General features: G+C 69.0%; 14 protein-coding genes. 11 read left to right on the top strand and 3 right to left on the bottom strand.

The window, feature by feature from the left end:
* Window positions 1-74: 74 nt before the first annotated feature.
* On the top strand, window positions 75-542 hold the full coding sequence (locus AC1Q87_RS04525; RefSeq protein ID WP_492607780.1) for a winged helix-turn-helix transcriptional regulator: 468 nt from the start codon (window positions 75-77) through the stop codon (window positions 540-542).
* On the opposite strand, the gene AC1Q87_RS04520 is transcribed toward AC1Q87_RS04525, so the two are convergent.
* Window positions 520-2,583, bottom strand: coding sequence for a prolyl oligopeptidase family serine peptidase (locus tag AC1Q87_RS04520; protein ID WP_492607779.1), 2,064 nt, complete (start codon window positions 2,581-2,583; stop codon window positions 520-522). The two genes, AC1Q87_RS04525 and AC1Q87_RS04520, sit on opposite strands and share 23 nt — an antisense overlap.
* A gap of 347 nt (window positions 2,584-2,930) precedes the next feature.
* Here AC1Q87_RS04520 and AC1Q87_RS04515 point away from each other — a divergent pair, with 347 nt between their 5' ends.
* The 4 genes from AC1Q87_RS04515 to AC1Q87_RS04500 are packed head-to-tail and all read left to right on the top strand — an operon-like array spanning window position 2,931 to window position 7,939.
* Entirely contained in the window at window positions 2,931-3,605 is a 675-nt protein-coding gene (locus AC1Q87_RS04515; RefSeq protein WP_492607778.1) for a thioesterase family protein, read from the top strand.
* 35 nt (window positions 3,606-3,640) lie between these two features.
* A complete protein-coding gene (locus AC1Q87_RS04510) occupies window positions 3,641-4,321 on the top strand; it encodes an ABC transporter ATP-binding protein (RefSeq protein ID WP_492607777.1) in 681 nt (226 codons plus the stop codon).
* Window positions 4,299-6,866 carry an FtsX-like permease family protein gene (locus AC1Q87_RS04505; RefSeq protein WP_492607776.1) on the top strand — a complete coding sequence of 856 codons (2,568 nt, stop codon included), beginning with the start codon at window positions 4,299-4,301 and terminating at the stop codon, window positions 6,864-6,866. Before AC1Q87_RS04510 ends, AC1Q87_RS04505 begins: the two co-directional genes overlap by 23 nt.
* A complete protein-coding gene (locus AC1Q87_RS04500) occupies window positions 6,866-7,939 on the top strand; it encodes a lipocalin-like domain-containing protein (protein ID WP_492607775.1) in 1,074 nt (357 codons plus the stop codon). The genes AC1Q87_RS04505 and AC1Q87_RS04500 overlap by 1 nt, the downstream gene beginning before the upstream one ends.
* Here the strand turns inward: AC1Q87_RS04500 and AC1Q87_RS04495 are convergent.
* Window positions 7,936-9,015 carry a zinc-binding dehydrogenase gene (locus AC1Q87_RS04495; protein WP_492607774.1) on the bottom strand — a complete coding sequence of 360 codons (1,080 nt, stop codon included), beginning with the start codon at window positions 9,013-9,015 and terminating at the stop codon, window positions 7,936-7,938. The genes AC1Q87_RS04500 and AC1Q87_RS04495 overlap by 4 nt on opposite strands.
* Window positions 9,016-9,108: 93 nt before the next feature.
* On the opposite strand from AC1Q87_RS04495, the gene fabD reads away from it, so the two are divergent.
* The 6 genes from fabD to AC1Q87_RS04465 all read left to right on the top strand — a co-directional run bounded on the left by fabD (window position 9,109) and on the right by AC1Q87_RS04465 (window position 14,911).
* On the top strand, window positions 9,109-10,053 hold the full coding sequence (gene fabD, locus AC1Q87_RS04490) for an ACP S-malonyltransferase (protein ID WP_492607773.1): 945 nt from the start codon (window positions 9,109-9,111) through the stop codon (window positions 10,051-10,053).
* A gap of 1 nt (window position 10,054) precedes the next feature.
* Complete coding sequence (gene fabG / locus AC1Q87_RS04485) at window positions 10,055-10,795, top strand: 3-oxoacyl-[acyl-carrier-protein] reductase (protein WP_492607772.1); 741 nt, start codon at window positions 10,055-10,057, stop codon at window positions 10,793-10,795.
* Between the two features lie 141 nt (window positions 10,796-10,936).
* The gene (locus AC1Q87_RS04480; protein ID WP_056019455.1) at window positions 10,937-11,176 is read left to right on the top strand and encodes an acyl carrier protein; all 240 of its coding nucleotides are present in this window, start codon (window positions 10,937-10,939) and stop codon (window positions 11,174-11,176) included.
* 84 nt (window positions 11,177-11,260) lie between these two features.
* On the top strand, window positions 11,261-12,544 hold the full coding sequence (gene fabF, locus AC1Q87_RS04475) for a beta-ketoacyl-ACP synthase II (protein ID WP_492607771.1): 1,284 nt from the start codon (window positions 11,261-11,263) through the stop codon (window positions 12,542-12,544).
* Entirely contained in the window at window positions 12,541-13,653 is a 1,113-nt protein-coding gene (gene mltG, locus AC1Q87_RS04470) for an endolytic transglycosylase MltG (protein ID WP_492607770.1), read from the top strand. The genes fabF and mltG overlap by 4 nt, the downstream gene beginning before the upstream one ends.
* Before the next feature lie 211 nt (window positions 13,654-13,864).
* Window positions 13,865-14,911: a DUF2853 family protein gene (locus AC1Q87_RS04465; RefSeq protein WP_492607769.1), complete on the top strand. Its 1,047-nt coding sequence runs from the start codon at window positions 13,865-13,867 to the stop codon at window positions 14,909-14,911.
* A 26-nt stretch (window positions 14,912-14,937) separates the two neighbouring features.
* Here the strand turns inward: AC1Q87_RS04465 and AC1Q87_RS04460 are convergent, their stop codons facing one another.
* Entirely contained in the window at window positions 14,938-15,351 is a 414-nt protein-coding gene (locus AC1Q87_RS04460) for a hypothetical protein (protein WP_492607768.1), read from the bottom strand.
* Between the last annotated feature and the right edge of the window lie 122 nt (window positions 15,352-15,473).

The raw sequence follows: 15,473 nt of genomic DNA, 5'->3' as shown, positions 1-15,473 counted from the left end.
TCTCCATCAAGTTTATTTTCTGGACGGACCATGGTATCGAATCTGGACTTGGTCAATGGCGGATGGAGCCGGCGATGAAATGGGATGATCTGAACCGGGAACCGTGCTCGCTGGCGCGGTCGGTGGCGGTGATCGGCGACCGCTGGACGCTGCTGATCCTGCGGGACTGTTTTCTCGGCGTGCGGCGGTTCGAGGCGCTTCAGGAGCGCCTGGGTATTTCACGCACGATCATCGCCGACCGGCTGAAAGTGCTGACCGACGAGGGCGTGCTGGAGAAGGTCGCCTACCAGGACCGTCCGGTCCGCCACGAGTACCGGCTGACCGACAAGGGCTTGGACCTCTATCCGGTCATCCTGGCCGTCGTCAGTTGGGGCGACCGGCACTACGACGACGGGCGCGGCCCGCCGATCCTGCGACGGCACAAGGCCTGCGGCTGCGACTTCCAGCCGGTGATGACCTGCTCGGCGTGCGGCGACGAGGTGAACGCCCGGGGGGTCGAGGCCCGACCGGGCGCTGGCTTCAGTCCATCAGCTGCTGGCTGAGATAGGTATACTCGAGCGCCTGACGCTTGGCGGTCTCGTTGAGGTTGGCGGCGGCGGCGTGACCGCCGTCGATGTTCTCGTAGTAGAGGTAGTCGTAGCCGAGCTCCTTGAGCCTGGCCGCGGCCTTGCGCGCGTGGGCCGGGTGGACGCGGTCGTCCTTGGTCGAGGTCTCCAGGAACACCCGCGGATAGGGTTGGCCCTTGGCCAGCTTCTGGTAGGGCGAATAGGTGTCGATCACCTTGCGCTCTTCCGGATTGGCCGGGTCGCCGTACTCGCCGACCCACGAGGCGCCCGCCCCGATGTGGGTGTAGCCGATCATGTCGAACAACGGCACCTGGATGACCACGGCCTTGTAGAGCTCAGGCCGCTGGGTCAGCGCCACGCCCATCAGCAGGCCGCCGTTCGAACCGCCCATGATGCCGAGCTTGGCCGGGCTGGTGACCTTGCGGGCGATCAGGTCCTCGGAGACGGCGAAGAAGTCGTCATAGACCCGTTGGCGGTTCAGCTTCAGGCCGGCCTCGTGCCAGCGCGGGCCGAACTCGCCGCCGCCGCGGATGTTGGCGATCGCATAGGCGCCGCCGCGTTCCAGCCACAGCTTGCCGACCGTCGCCGCGTAGCCGGGGGTCTGCGAGACCTGGAACCCGCCATAGGCGTAGAGCAGCGTCGGCGTCGAGCCATCGAACTTCATGCCCTTCGAGCGCACGAGGAAGTACGGCACCTTGGTCCCGTCCTTGGAGACGGCCCAGTGCTGCTCCACGACCTGCTGCGACGCGTCGAACCGCGCGGGCAGGGTGCGCAAGGTTTCGCGCGACCCGTTGGCGGCGTCGGCCAGCATCTGCGTCGACGGGGTCAGGAAGCCGGCGACCTGCAGAATCAGTTGATCGTCGTGATCCGACGCCGAGGCGACGCCCACCGAGATGTCGGCGGGGAGATCGAGCTTGGTCGACGTCCAGCCCTTGGCGTCGTGGCGGAAGCTGAGCACGCCGCCTTTGACGTTGTCGTACAGCGCCACGACCAGCCGATTGCGGGTGGTCGCCACCTGTTCGACGGACTGGCTGTCGGTCGGGCGCAGAACAATCACCGCCTTCGGGCTGTCCGCGCTGGACTTCAACTGGGCGAGGTCCAGGGCCATCAGGTCGCCCGACTTGCCGGACTGGGCCGCCCAGTCCTCTTCGAGGGTGAGCAGCACCTGGCCGTCGAGCAGTCCCTGGATCGATGAGCGGAGGGGCAGCGGCAGTTTCCTCGCGCCGGTCTCGGCGATCAGGTGATGCTCGGCGTTGAAGGTGTCGAGCGGCCGGTGCGCGATCAGCGCCTGCAGCTTGCCGTCGGCGTCGCGCAGGGCGATCGGGCTGACGCCATAGCCGCCGTCGTCGGCCTTGCCGCGGAACACCTCGCGGGCGTCGGCCAGCGCCTGGCCGCGCTTCAGCAGCTTGATCACATAGGGATAGCCGGAGGTCGTGACCTCGCCCTTGGTCCATTCGGTGGCGACGGCCAGGGTGTCGGCGTCGACCCAGGTCACGCGGTGCTTGCCCTCGGGCAGCAAGAAGCCGCCTTTCACGAACTGGCCGGTCTGGATGTCGAACTCGCGGACCTCGACCGCATCCTTGCCGCCGTCGGACAGCGACATCAGGCACAGGCGGTCGTCCGGCGGCAGGCAGTCGGCGCCCTTGTAGACCCAGTTTTTGCCCTCGGATTTGGCCAGGGCGTCGATGTCCAGAATCGTTCGCCACTCCGGCTTGCCGGTCCGGTAGCTCTCGAGCGTGGTCGAGCGCAGCAGGCCGCGGACGTGATCGGCGTCTTGCCAGAAGTTGCGCAGCGTCCCGTCGCCGGCGAAGCCGACGGGGGTGATCCGGTCCTTGGCCGTGGCGATGGCCAAGGCGTCGGCATAGAGCTTGGCGTAGCGCGGATCGTTCTGCAGTTGCGGCAGCGAGCGGTCGTTCTCGGCCTTGGCGAAGGCCATGGCGCGGGCGCCCTCGATCTCCTCCATGTAGACGTACGGATCGTTGGGGTCGGGCAGGGCGGCGGCGGGAACAGCGGTCATGCCGCTCAACATGGCGCCGACCGCCAATTTTCCAAGGAACTGGAAACGCATCTGGAAGCTGCCTCTCGGAGTGATCTTGCCAAGGTCGAGCTTAGGGCAGTCGGTTTGCGGCGCGCAAATGGGTGACGACGAAATGAAATGCGTCGCATCGCCACCGGGTGGGGAAAGGCCTTCCGATTTCGCCGAAAACTAGGCTGGGCCATGGGAATCCGTCATGGTCCCGCGCCATGACGAACGAACCCTTTTTCAAACGGGACGGTCAATATTTCGTCCCAACCCCCGCCGGCCGCGGTCCCTGGAATCCCAACTCTCTCCACGGACGGGTCATCATTGGTCTGCTCGGCTTCGTGCTCGAACAGAAGCACGGCGATGCGGATTTCATCCCCGCTCGCCTGACCGTCGACATGTACAAGCTGCCGGGCTTCGACCCGATCGAGGTCACCACCAAGGTGGTGCGCGAGAGCGGCCGGATCCGGGTCATCGACGCGGAGTTCATCTCCGGCGGCGTCAGCATGGCGCGCGCCACCTGCCAGTTCCTCAAGCGGACCGAGAACTCGGAAGGCAATGTCTGGAAGCCGGGCAACTGGAGCGTCCCGTCGCCGCTGGACATTCCCGAACCGGAGAACCGCGGCGGCATGGGCGGCATGTGGGCCTCGCGGCCGATCAGCGGCGGCTTCGCCACCGCCGAGCAGCGCCGCACCTGGATGAGCGAAGTGCGCGACATCGTCGAGGGCGAGCCGCTGACTCCATTCCAGCGCGTCGCGGTGGCCTGCGACTTCGTGAGCCCGCTGACCCATGTCGGCGACCAGGGCCTGGGCTACATCAATTCGGACGTGACGCTCTATCTGCACAAGCTGCCGGACACCGAATGGGTCGGCTTCGAGAGCGTCTATCATGGCGCCGACGACGGCGTGGCAGTGGGTGACGCCCGCGTCTACGACGAGAGCGGCCCGATCGGGGTGGCCTCCTGCACGGCCCTGGCCCAGCGTCGCCTCGCGCCGCCGCCGCCCAAACCGTCCTAGCTTCGAAGGGCGCGGTTCAGGCTAGGATGACGCCGATGACCGCGCCCGTTCTGCAGATCTCGAACCTCACCAAGTCGGTCCCCGGCGGGCGGGTCCTGTTCGCCGGACTGGACCTGCGGCTGGCGGCCGGCGAGTTCGTCGCGATCATGGGCGAATCCGGGGTCGGCAAGTCGACCCTGCTGAACCTGATCGCAGGTCTCGACCAAGCTGACGCCGGAACCATCGCCATCGACGGCGTCGATCTGGCCGGTCTCGACGACGATGCCCGCACGTTGCTGCGTCGGGACCGGGTGGGCTTTGTCTTCCAGGCCTTCCACATCCTGCCGCACCTCACGCTCGGCCAGAACGTCGCCCTGCCTCTGGCGCTGCAGGGCCGGCGCAGCGAGCCCGCCCTGGAACGCGCCGACCAGATGCTGTCGGCGGTCGGCCTGACGGGCCGCGGCGGCGACTACCCGCACCAGCTCTCCGGCGGCGAAATGCAGCGCGTGGCGATCGCCCGCGCCGTGATCCACGAGCCCGCATTGCTGCTGGCCGACGAGCCGACCGGCAATCTCGATCCGGAGACGGCCAACCGAGTCCTGCAGGTGTTCGCCGAAGAGGTCCGGCGTTCCGGCGCCGCCGTCGTGCTGGTCACGCACTCGGAGGTCGCGGCCGCCGCCGCAGATCGAACGCTCATCCTGGGACGAGACGGCCTTGTCGAACGCCCGCGCGCCTGATCAGCGCGGCCTGGCCGCGCGCTGGATGATCCTGGGCGAGTGGCGTGCCCATCCGATGCGGGTGATCACCGCCGCCGCGGCCATCGCCGTCGGGGTGGCGCTCGGCCTAGCCGTGCATCTGGTCAACGCTTCGGCCCTCAGCGAGTTTTCCAAGGCGGTGAGCGCCGTGAACGGCGAGGCCGAACTGCAGGTCCGCTCGACCACGACGCGCGGTTTTGCTGAGGGCCTCTATCCCAAGCTGGCGCGGATGGAGGGCGTCGCCGCCGTCAGCCCCGTCGTCGAACTGGAGGCCGCGACTGACCGGTCAGGGGAGACGCTTACGGTCTTGGGGCTCGACGTCCTGCGCGCCGCCTACGTGACCCCCAGCCTGATCGGCCGTCCCCTGGCCGCCGAGGGCGACGAGGCGAGGGGCCCGACGATGGAAGCAGCGTTCGACGAGACCGCCGTGTTCCTCTCTCCCGCCGCGCTGGAAGGCCGGGCAGTCGGCCAGGAGATCGAATTGAGCGCCGGCGGTCGGCGGGCCGCGTTCCGGATCGCCGGCGTGCTGCCCGGGGCCGGCGACGAGCGCCGACTGGCCGTGCTCGACATCGCCGCCGCGCAATGGCGGCTTGCAACGCTCGGCCGGCTGCAACGCCTGGACCTCAAGCTCTCGAAGGGGGCCGATGTGGCCCGCGTGGCCGACCGACTGCGCGCGGCGCTGCCGAGCGACGCTCAGCTTGTCAGCCAAGAAAGCGAGGCGCGCCGCAGCGACAGCCTCAGCCGGGCCTATCGGGTCAATCTCGACATGCTGGCGCTCATGGCGCTGCTGACCGGGGGCTTCCTGGTTTATTCGGCGCAGTCGCTCTCCGTCGCTCGGCGGCGGCCGCAGTTCGCGCTGCTGCGGGTGCTGGGCGTTCGCAGGCGGACGTTGCTGGCGCAGGTGATGGCCGAGGGCGTCGGGGTCGGGCTGGCCGGCGGCCTTGTCGGGATCGGGCTTGGCTTCGCCCTCGCCGACGGGGCGCTGACGCTCCTCGGCGGTGATCTGGGCGGCGGCTATTTCGGGGCAGCCAAGCCGCAGTTGGCGCTGACCCCAGGGCCTGCCCTGCTGTTCCTGGGGCTTGGCCTGGCGACGGCGGTCGTCGGGAGCTTGGCGCCGGCGCGCGAGGCCGCTCGCGCCCAGCCGGCCGTGGCGCTGAAGAACGCCGGCGACGCCGTCGACCCGCGGGCGACGCCGCCGATCTGGCCTGCGGCCTTGCTGCTGGCCCTGGGCGCGGCGGCGGCCTTCGGGCCCGCGATCGCAGGCGTGCCGTTGCTCGGCTATGCCGCAATGGCGCTGTTGCTGGCGGGCGGCGTGGCCGCGATGCCGCGGCTGGCGCGTGTGCTGCTGTCGGGGCTCCAGCGACGGTCATTCACCAGCATCGCCCCGGACCTGGCGGTGAAGCGGTTGTGGGGCGCGCCCTCTCAGGCCGCGGTGGCGCTCTGCGGTGTCGTCGCCAGCACCAGCCTGATGGTGGCGATGGCGGTGATGGTCTCCAGCTTCCGCGGCTCGGTCGAAGACTGGCTGGCCCAGGTGCTGCCGGCCGACCTCTACCTGCGGATCGAGGCGGCGGGGACCGGCGGCGGTTTCGATCCCGAGGAGCAGGCGAGGCTCGCCGCGACGCCCGGCGTGGCGCGGATCGCGTTCATGCGGACGACGACCCTGCGGATGAGCGCCGACGCTCCGCCGCTGGCCCTGGTCGCCCGGCCGGAGGGCGGGCTGGACGCCGGCGCGCCGCCGATGATCGGGCGGACCGCGGACGCCCCGGCCGGAGCGATCCCGGTCTTCGTCTCGGAGCCCGCCGCGTGGCTCTATGGCTGGAAGGTGGGCCAGCGCATCGATCTGCCGATCGGCGGCGCGCCGGCGAAGGGCTTCTTCGTCACCGGGATCTGGCGCGACTACGCCCGCCAGCATGGGGCCGTGACCTTGGAGAGCCACGACTACACGGCCCTGACCGGAGATCGCACGCGCAGCGAGGCGTCGGTGACTCTGGCGCCGGGCGCGGACCGCAAGGCGGTCGCCGCGGCTCTGGAGGCCAATGCGCCGGAGCGGCTGGCGGGCCGCGTCACCGTGGCTGAACCGCGGGCGCTCCGGGAGATGGCGCTGCGGCTGTTCGATCGCAGCTTCGCGGTGACCTACGGCCTGGAGGCGATCGCTATCGTCGTCGGGCTCGCGGGCGTAGCCGCGACGATCTCCGCCCAGACCCTGGCGCGGACCAAGGAGTTCGGAATGCTGCGGCATCTGGGCGTCACGCGGCGGCAGATCGTGGCGATGCTGGCGACCGAAGGCGCATTGCTGGGCGCCGTAGGCGGCCTGGCGGGGATCGGCCTGGGGCTGATCATGAGCCAGGTGCTGATCCATGTGGTGAACCCGCAGTCGTTCCACTGGACGATGGAGACAAAGCTCCCCTGGGCGCTGCTGGCCAGCGTCGGCGTGGCGCTGGTGGCCTCGGCGGCTGGCACGGCGTTGCTGGCCGGTCGACGGGCCGTGTCGGCGGACGCCGTCCGCGCCGTGCGGGAGGACTGGTGATGCGCCGTTTGATGCTGGCGCTGCTGGCGCTGCTGGCCGTCTGGGCGGCCCCGGCGATCGCTCAGGCGCCAGGCTATGCGGTCGTGCGGCCCGGGGCGGCGCTGCGCTTCCCGGCAGATCATGGTGCCCATCCCAGCTTCCGGACCGAGTGGTGGTACGTGACCGGCTGGTTGAAGACCGCGGACGGCAAGGACCTCGGCTTCCAGGTGACGTTCTTCCGCTCGCGCCCGCCGGTGATGGGCGACAACCCCAGCGCCTTTGCGCCGCGGCAGATCCTGTTCGCCCACGCCGCGATTTCGGATCCATCGCTGGGCAAGCTGATCCATGGACAGCGCATCGCCCGCGCCGGATTTGGGCTGGCGGAGGCGGCGGTCGGCGACGCCGACCTGGTCATCGACGACTGGCGTTTGCGACGCGAGGCCGATGGGCGTTTCACCACCAAGGCGGCGGGAGAAGGTTTCGACCTGGATCTGACCTTTACCCCGACCCAACCGGTGCTCCTGCAAGGCGAGGGCGGCTTCAGCCGCAAGGGACCGTTGGCGACCCAGGCCAGCTACTACTACAGCCTGCCGCAGCTGAAGGTCGTCGGAACGGTTCATCGGGGCGGCAAGGCCGTCCAGGTGACAGGAACGACGTGGCTGGACCGCGAGTGGTCCTCGACCCTGCTCGATCCGGCGGCGGTCGGCTGGGACTGGGTCGGTCTGAACCTGGACGATGGCGGGGCGCTGATGGCCTTCCAGGTGCGCGATGCGTCCGGCAAGGCGCTGTGGGCGGGCGGCTCGCTGCGCGACCCGGATGGACGCACGGTTCGGTTCTCGCCTTCGCAGGTGCGCTTCACAGCGCAGCGCAACTGGCGCTCGCCGCGCACCGGGGCAGTCTATCCCATCGAACGGACCGTGACGGTGCAGACGCCGCTCGGCGAGCGACGCTGGACGCTGAAACCGCTGTTCGACGATCAGGAACTCGACAGCCGCGCCTCGGGCGGCCCCGTCTACTGGGAAGGGGCCGTGCGTAGCGAGGGCGGGCGCGGCTATCTGGAGCTGACAGGTTACGCCAGGCCCATGAAGCTCTAGGGCTGGACGAGGATTTTCACGTGCGCCTCGGGGTCGCCGAGGTCCCTGAACGCCTGGGCGACGCCGTCCAGGCCGACGGTCCCGGTCACGACATTGCTGACGTCGATGCGGCCCTCGGCGATGTCGTGCAGGGTCGCGGCGAACTCCTCGGGCGTGTAGCCGAACACGAAGGTCAGCTCGATCTCCTTGGTGATGGCGATCGCCGGCTCGATGCGGTCGGTCTCCATGCAGACCCCGGCGACGACGATCTGCGATCCGGCCGGCGAGGCCTCGATCAGGCTCTGAACGACGCCGGGGGAGCCGACGCACTCGAACACCACGGGACGTCCGAAGCTGCCGCCCATCATGCGGACCATGTTCTGGGCGGCGCGCGCCGTCGGCACGCCGAAGCCTTCCCAGCGGGCGTGCGGGCTCTCGACCGCCGGGTCGATGACCACGTCGGCGCCCAGCATCTCGGCTGCGGCGCGGCGACGTGGCGAGAAGTCGGCGGCGATGACCGGTCCATGGCCGCGCGCCTTCAAGCCGGCGATGACCGCCAGGCCGACAGGGCCGCAGCCGACGACGAGGGCGACGCTGTTCGGATCGAGCCGCGCCTTGGCCACGGCGTGGGCCCCGACCGCGAACGGCTCGGTCAGCGCGGCCTTGTCGGTCGGCAGGCCGTTCGGAACGGGCAGCAACAGGGCCTCGGAGAGGATCATGCGCTCGGAAAAGCCGCCGGGCAGGTTGTTCGAGAAGCCGAGCATCTCGACGCCGCCGACCGGGGTGAGCGTGGCGGGAATCGACACCACCCGCGTGCCAGCCTTTAGCGCGCCGGTCGTGCCGGGGCCGTGGTCAAGAATCTCGGCGCAGAATTCGTGACCGAACACGGTGTCGGCGGTGGGATCGAAGCCGTTGGTCAAGCCGCCGTTGGCGCGGCTGGTCAGGTCGATCATGTGCTCCATGTGATGCAGGGCATGCAGATCCGAACCGCAGATTCCGCAGGCGAGGGTGCGCACCAGCACCTGGCCCTGATCGGGCTTCAGCTCGGCGATCTCATCACAGACCAGTTGCTTGTTCCGCCGGATCACCGCGCGCATGACATCCTCCCGTTCTCGATCGCCGCCTTGCCGGGGCTTGGCTTCTCCACTAACCCTCCCGGCTCGGAATCGTAAGTGCGTGGGAGACGCGCCATGAGCCTCGCCTTCATTTTTCCTGGCCAGGGCAGCCAAGCTGTCGGGATGGGCGCGGACCTCGCCGAGGCCTTCGCCTCCGCCCGCGAGGTCTTCCAGGAAGTCGACGACGCCCTGGGCCAGAAGCTGTTCGCGCTGATGCGTGAGGGCCCGGAAGGCGACCTGACTCTGACCGAGAACGCTCAGCCGGCTCTGATGGCCGTGTCGCTGGCCGTGACCCGGACCCTGGAGAAGGAATTCGGAGTCGGCATCGAAAAGGCCGCCTTCGTGGCGGGGCACTCGCTCGGTGAATACTCCGCGCTCGCCGCCGCCGGCGCGATCACTCTGGCTGACACCGCGCGTTTGCTGAAGCTGCGCGGCCAGGCGATGCAGCGGGCCGTCCCGGTCGGCGCCGGCGCGATGGCGTCGCTGATCGGACCGAAGACCGACGTGGCGCTGGCCGAAGCCGCCGCCGAAGCCGGTTCGAAGGTCGGCGTCTGCGTCGTCGCCAACGATAACAACAACGGCAACGTGGTGATCTCGGGCGACAAGGCCGCGGTCGACGTGGCGATCGAGAAGGCCAAGGAGCTGGGCGCGCGGGCGATTCCGCTGAACGTCTCGGCCCCCTTCCATTGCCCGCTGATGCAGCCGGCCGCCGACGAGATGGCCCAGGCCCTGGCCAGCGCCACGATCATCGCGCCGCGCGCCCCGGTCGTCGCCAACGTCACCGCGCGTCCGACGCTGGATCCCGAGGAGATCAGCCGCCTGCTGGTGGAGCAAGTCACCGGCCGCGTGCGTTGGCGCGAGAGCATGATCTGGCTGGCCGGCGAGGGTGGGGTGACCCGCTTCGCCGAGGCCGGCGCCGGCAAGGTGCTGTCGGGCATGGCCAAGCGCATCGCGCCGGACGCCGAGGCGACGCCGCTGAACACGCCCGCCGACCTCGAAGCTTTCGCGAAGGGACTCTGAGATGTTCGACCTGACGGGAAAGACCGCCCTGGTCACTGGTGCGACCGGCGGCATCGGCGGCGAGATCGCCAAGGCGCTCCACGCCGCGGGCGCGACCGTGGTGCTGTCCGGCACGCGTGAGGCGGTGCTGCAGGATCTGGCTCAACAGCTGGGCGGCCGCACCTTTGCGGTGCCGGCGAACCTGTCAGATGCGGAGTCGGTCGACAGCCTGCTGTCGCGCGCCGAAGAGGCCGCTGGCGCAGGGGTCGACATCCTGGTCGCCAACGCCGGAATCACCCGCGACGGCCTGCTGATGCGAATGAAGGACGAGGACTGGGAAGCGGTCCTCAAGGTCAACCTGGAGAGCTACTTCCGGCTCAGCCGTTCGGCCATGCGCGGCATGATGAAACGGCGCCATGGCCGAATCATCGGCATCACCTCGGTCGTGGGGGTGATGGGCAATCCGGGGCAGTCGAACTACGCCGCCTCCAAGGCCGGCATGATCGGGTTCTCCAAGGCGCTGGCCCAGGAGGTCGCGTCCCGTGGGATCACGGTGAATTGCGTGGCGCCCGGTTTCATCGAAAGCCCGATGACCGACGCCCTGAACGAGCAGCAGAAGGCCCAAATCATGGGCACGATCCCTGCCGGACGGCTAGGTTCGGGCTCCGAAGTGGCCGCCGCCTGCGTCTACCTCGCCAGCGAAGAAGCCGCCTACATGACCGGTCAAACCCTGCATGTGAACGGCGGCATGGCCATGATCTGAGCCCGCTGGCGTGGCCGTGGCGAACATGCTACGTCGCCGCGCGAACCGGCGAGGCGAAGGTCTCTACCCAGATATCCGCAACGGTTGACATCCCGTCGGCCGTCGCGGATGGATTTAGCGAAACACAAGGGACTTAAGCGAATGTCCGACATCCTCGAGCGCGTGCGTAAGATCGTCATCGAACATCTGGACGCCGACCCCGAGAAGGTCACCGAAAAGGCGAGCTTCATCGACGACCTGGGCGCTGACAGCCTCGACAACGTCGAGCTGGTCATGGCCTTCGAAGAAGAGTTCGACATCGAGATCCCGGATGACGCCGCCGAGCACATCCAGACCGTCGGCGATGCGGTGAAGTTCATCGGTGAGCGCCTGGGCGCCTAAGGCGAACCCCACGGAATTCATTGAATATTCGGCCGCCGCGAAGCTCTTCGGAGTTCGCGGCGGTCTGCGTTTGGAGGCCCGCTCATGCGTCGTGTCGTCGTCACCGGCATTGGTTTGCTGACCCCCCTCGGCCAAGGCGCCGAGCTCACCTGGAAAGCCATTCTTGAAGGCAAGTCCGGGGCGGGGCGCATCACCACCTTCGATCCCACCGACTATGCCTGTCAGGTCGCCTGCGAAGTGCCGCGGGTCGATGGACGCGGCGGCGGCGGCGAAGGCGTCCCCGGATCGTTCAACCCGGACGACACCTTGGCGCCGAAGGATCAGCGTCGAGTCGACGACTTCATTCTCTATGCGATCGCCGCGGCGGACGAGGCCGTGAAGGATTCGGGCTGGGCTCCGGAATCCGAGGAAGACAAGGAACGCACCGGCGTCATCATCGGCTCCGGCATCGGCGGTCTCGCCACCATCGAGAAGACCAGCGTCGAGCTGTTCGAGAAGGGCCCGCGTCGCGTCAGCCCGTTCTTCATCCCTTCGGCTTTGATCAACCTGGCGTCGGGCCAGGTCTCGATCCGTCACGGCTTCAAGGGCCCGAACCACTCGGTCGTCACCGCCTGCGCCACCGGCGCCCACGCGATCGGCGATGCAGCGCGTCTGATCAAGTACGGCGACGCCGACGTGATGATCGCGGGCGGGGCCGAAGCGGCCATCTGCCCGGTGGGCGTCGCGGGCTTCATCGCCTGCCGCGCCATGTCGACCGGCTTCAACGATGAACCGCAAAAGGCCAGCCGCCCCTACGACAAGGCCCGCGACGGCTTTGTGATGGGCGAGGGCGCCGGCGTGCTGGTGCTGGAAGAATACGAACACGCCAAGGCCCGCGGCGCGAAGATCTACGCCGAAGTGGCCGGCTACGGCCTGGCGGGCGACGCCTATCACATCACCGCCCCGGCCGAGGACGGCGATGGCGGCTTCCGCGCCATGCGCGCGGCGATCAAGGACGCCGGCATCGACGTCGCCGACATCGACTACGTGAACGCCCACGGCACCTCGACGCCGCTCGGCGACGAGATCGAGCTGGGCGCCGTCACCAGGTTGCTGGGCAACGCGGCGAAGAACCTGACCATGTCGTCGACCAAGTCGGCGACCGGTCACCTTCTCGGCGCGGCCGGCGCCATCGAGTCGGCGTTCACCGTGCTGGCGATCCGCGACCAGATCGCCCCGCCCACGATCAATCTCGACAATCCGTCGGTGGAGACCGAGATCGATCTGGTGCCGAACAAGGCCAAGCCGATGAAGATCGACGTGGCGCTGTCCAACAGCTTCGGGTTCGGCGGCACCAACGCTTCCGTGGTGTTCAAGAAGGTCTCGTGAGCCGCAAGCCGCGCAAGTCGGCCGCCCGCGGGCGGCGCAAGCCATCGGGGGCCTTGCCGCCTGCGCGCAAGTTCAGGATCATCCTGGGCAGCGCTGCGGCGACGCTGGGCGTCGTCGCCGCCCTGGTCCTGGCCTGGGTCCTCTGGTCCTACCAGGGGCCAGGACCGGCCACTGACGGCGGTGAGACCCGCGTGGTCATGTTGCGCAAGGGCGCCGGCCTGACCGAGATCGCCTCGACCCTGGAGCGGTCCGGGGCGATCCGTTCAAAGGCGGTGTTCGCCGCCGCAGCCCAGTTCACCGGCGCGGCCAAGGCGCTGAAAGCCGGCGAGTACGAGTTCAAGAGCCGCGCCTCGCTGGCCTCGATCCTGCGCGACATTCGCGACGGCAAGATCGTCATCCACCAGGTGACCATTCCCGAGGGCATGACCTCGGAAGCCGCGGTCGCCACCCTGATGGGACGCCCGGACCTGAGCGGCGTCGTCGCTGCTCCGCCGGAAGGCTCGATCCTGCCCGAGACCTACCAGTACGAACGCGGCGAGGATCGCTCGGCCGTGCTGAAGCGGATGATGGACGCCCGCGACGAGCTTCTGGCCCTGCTGTGGGAAAAGCGCCAACCGGGCCTGCCGATCAAGACGCCGGAGGAGGCGGTGACGCTCGCCTCCATCGTCGAGAAGGAGACCGGCATTGCGAGCGAGCGGCCCGAAGTTGCGGCGGTGTTCATCAACCGACTGCGCAAGGGCATGCGGCTGGAGAGCGACCCGACGATCATCTACGGCCTGAATGGCGGAAAGCCGTTGGGCCGCGGGCTGCGCGCCTCGGAGATGGCCCAGCCGAACCCCTTCAACACCTATCAGATCGACGGCCTGCCGCCGACGCCGATCGCCAATCCGGGCCGTGCGGCTCTGGCGGCGGTGCTCGACCCGTCGGCGAGCGATCACCTGTTCTTCGTCGCCGACGGCACCGGCGGCCACGTCTTCGCGACCACCTACGAAGAACATCTGAAGAATGTCGCCAAGTGGCGGGCGGTCGAAAAGCAGCGCGCTGCGGCCACGCTTCAGGAAAAGGCCGGCGCCCTTCAGGAGAAGGCTGCGGAGCAGGCCGGCCGCTAGCCGGGCCGGCAGAATCCCGCGGCTGCGGGCGCTGGCTTGGCCGCAAGACGCGCCAAGCGGCGCCGCAGTTTCCTAAGGTAAATCCCCCGGCCCACTCCGCAAACGGCCCTAGCGCCCGCATCGCGCCATGGTCCTATCGGTGAGGGGTCGATCCTGGACGCGATCCCTCGCGCCCCCGTTCGACGCCCGTCAAACGAACGGAGGACAGGCCATGGCGGAAGACTGGGCCATCGACGTCAGGAAGTACGTTCCTAACGCCGATTCCAAGGTGATCGACGCGATTGTCCGGTACTGCGGGATCGCCCTGCACAACCGCGACTCGTCGTTGGTTTCCTTCACAGAACCCGAGGAATTGCGCCGGGTTCGCGAGAATTACCTGAAGAAGAAGCTCGGCCTGACGCACAGCGACGCCGATCTGGACAGCGCAATCGCTGGCGTCGGCGACCGGATGAATGCGGACAGGACCAAGAACCGGGTGACGGTCTACTACCTGCTGGCCGAGCATTTTCGGAAGCTGTCGGTGTTCGGCGGCACGGATGTGGCGGGCGGTATAGGCAAGGCGGCGATGGCCGCCGGCGTCGTCGGAGCCGGCGCAGCGGCCGCATCGGTGGCGAGCGCGGCGACCGACGCCTCGGCGACTGTGGCCGACTTCGGCGATCGCGTTCACCGCGTCGAGGATCGGCCGCCGCCGGCCGCGCCGGTCTATGCGCGGAGCGCTGCGGCCGCGCCGGCGCGTCGCTCGGGCATGGGGGCGTTGCTGCCCTGGCTGCTGGGGCTGGCGGCCCTGGCCCTGCTGGCCTGGTTCTTCCTGGGACGCCAGGCGACGACGCCGACCGCGCCTGTCGCTGAGGTGAGGCCTGCGGCTCCGGCCGTGGCTCCGCCGGCCCAAGTCGTGGCGCCTGTTCCGGTCACGCCCGCGCCGGCCCCGGCCGCGATCGTCGGACTCCCGGCCAACGTGCACTTCGCCCTCGGTTCGGCGGCGATCGGGCCCGATGATGGGCGGCTGATCGAGGAAGCTGCTGCGGCGATCAAGCAGGACAATCTGCGGGTCGGCATCACCGGCTACACCGACCGCACCGGCAATCTGCCGCTGAACGAACGTCTGGCTCAGCAACGGGCCGAGGCGGTTCGCGACCGGCTGGTCGCCTCTGGCGTGCCGGCGTCGAGCATCGAGATGGTGGCCCCCGCCGCGGTTGAAAACGGGCCGGCCGCGACGCCTGACGTCGACGCCCGCCGCGTCGAGATCGTCCGCCGCTAAGGACGAGCGCGCATCTGCGGCCCGCGCTAATCGCGCGGGTCGCGGCGTGCGCGGAACACTGGAAGCACGGCGGCGTAGAGCAGCAGGATGAGGGTGGTCCAGGCCGCGATGCGATCGTTGGGCTGGGTCAGTTCCGCCGCGAAGAAGCGGCGGAAGAAGGTGAGCTCGATCACCGCCAGGACGAACAGCATCAGCACCGCGCCGACGCCGACGGCCAGCCGCTGGGAAAGAGCTGGGGGGATGGCGAAAGTCCGCACCGCGAAGCCGGCCCACGGCAACAGGGCGAAGGCGACGATCAAGGCTCCGGCGATGACCCCGAACACGGGCTCGACCCCCACGAGATCCACTAGGTCGCGCACCAGCCGCGCCACCCCCAGCGCGGTGAACAAGGCGCAGAAATAGATCGCTGCGGCGCCGGCGATGCGTCGGACCACGTCCATGGCGGCCTCCGTCCAGTCCCACCTGCAACTTGACGCTGAAGCGGCCGGTGAGTCGACCTTGGATGTCGAAAGGCCGGCGCAGCCTGTGGGTTTCGGTTGGCCTCGGCGTCCGCGCCCCGTGT

The sequence above is a fragment of the Phenylobacterium sp. GW823-FHT02A09 genome, assembly GCF_058797775.1.
Note: the sequence above shows the minus strand (reverse complement) of the source record. Positions and strands in the feature narration are given on the sequence as shown.

What these genes read in the sequence shown, in the direction of transcription:
- fabG (WP_492607772.1), top strand. Translation starts at nt 10,055, where the DNA reads ATGTTCGACCTGACGGGAAAGACCGCCCTGGTCACTGGTGCGACCGGC.
- fabF (WP_492607771.1), top strand. Translation starts at nt 11,261, where the DNA reads ATGCGTCGTGTCGTCGTCACCGGCATTGGTTTGCTGACCCCCCTCGGC.
- AC1Q87_RS04465 (WP_492607769.1), top strand. Translation starts at nt 13,865, where the DNA reads ATGGCGGAAGACTGGGCCATCGACGTCAGGAAGTACGTTCCTAACGCC.
- AC1Q87_RS04480 (WP_056019455.1), top strand. Translation starts at nt 10,937, where the DNA reads ATGTCCGACATCCTCGAGCGCGTGCGTAAGATCGTCATCGAACATCTG.
- AC1Q87_RS04500 (WP_492607775.1), top strand. Translation starts at nt 6,866, where the DNA reads ATGCGCCGTTTGATGCTGGCGCTGCTGGCGCTGCTGGCCGTCTGGGCG.
- AC1Q87_RS04460 (WP_492607768.1), bottom strand. Translation starts at nt 15,351, where the DNA reads ATGGACGTGGTCCGACGCATCGCCGGCGCCGCAGCGATCTATTTCTGC.
- AC1Q87_RS04495 (WP_492607774.1), bottom strand. Translation starts at nt 9,015, where the DNA reads ATGCGCGCGGTGATCCGGCGGAACAAGCAACTGGTCTGTGATGAGATC.
- AC1Q87_RS04520 (WP_492607779.1), bottom strand. Translation starts at nt 2,583, where the DNA reads ATGACCGCTGTTCCCGCCGCCGCCCTGCCCGACCCCAACGATCCGTAC.
- AC1Q87_RS04510 (WP_492607777.1), top strand. Translation starts at nt 3,641, where the DNA reads ATGACCGCGCCCGTTCTGCAGATCTCGAACCTCACCAAGTCGGTCCCC.
- AC1Q87_RS04525 (WP_492607780.1), top strand. Translation starts at nt 75, where the DNA reads ATGAAATGGGATGATCTGAACCGGGAACCGTGCTCGCTGGCGCGGTCG.
- fabD (WP_492607773.1), top strand. Translation starts at nt 9,109, where the DNA reads ATGAGCCTCGCCTTCATTTTTCCTGGCCAGGGCAGCCAAGCTGTCGGG.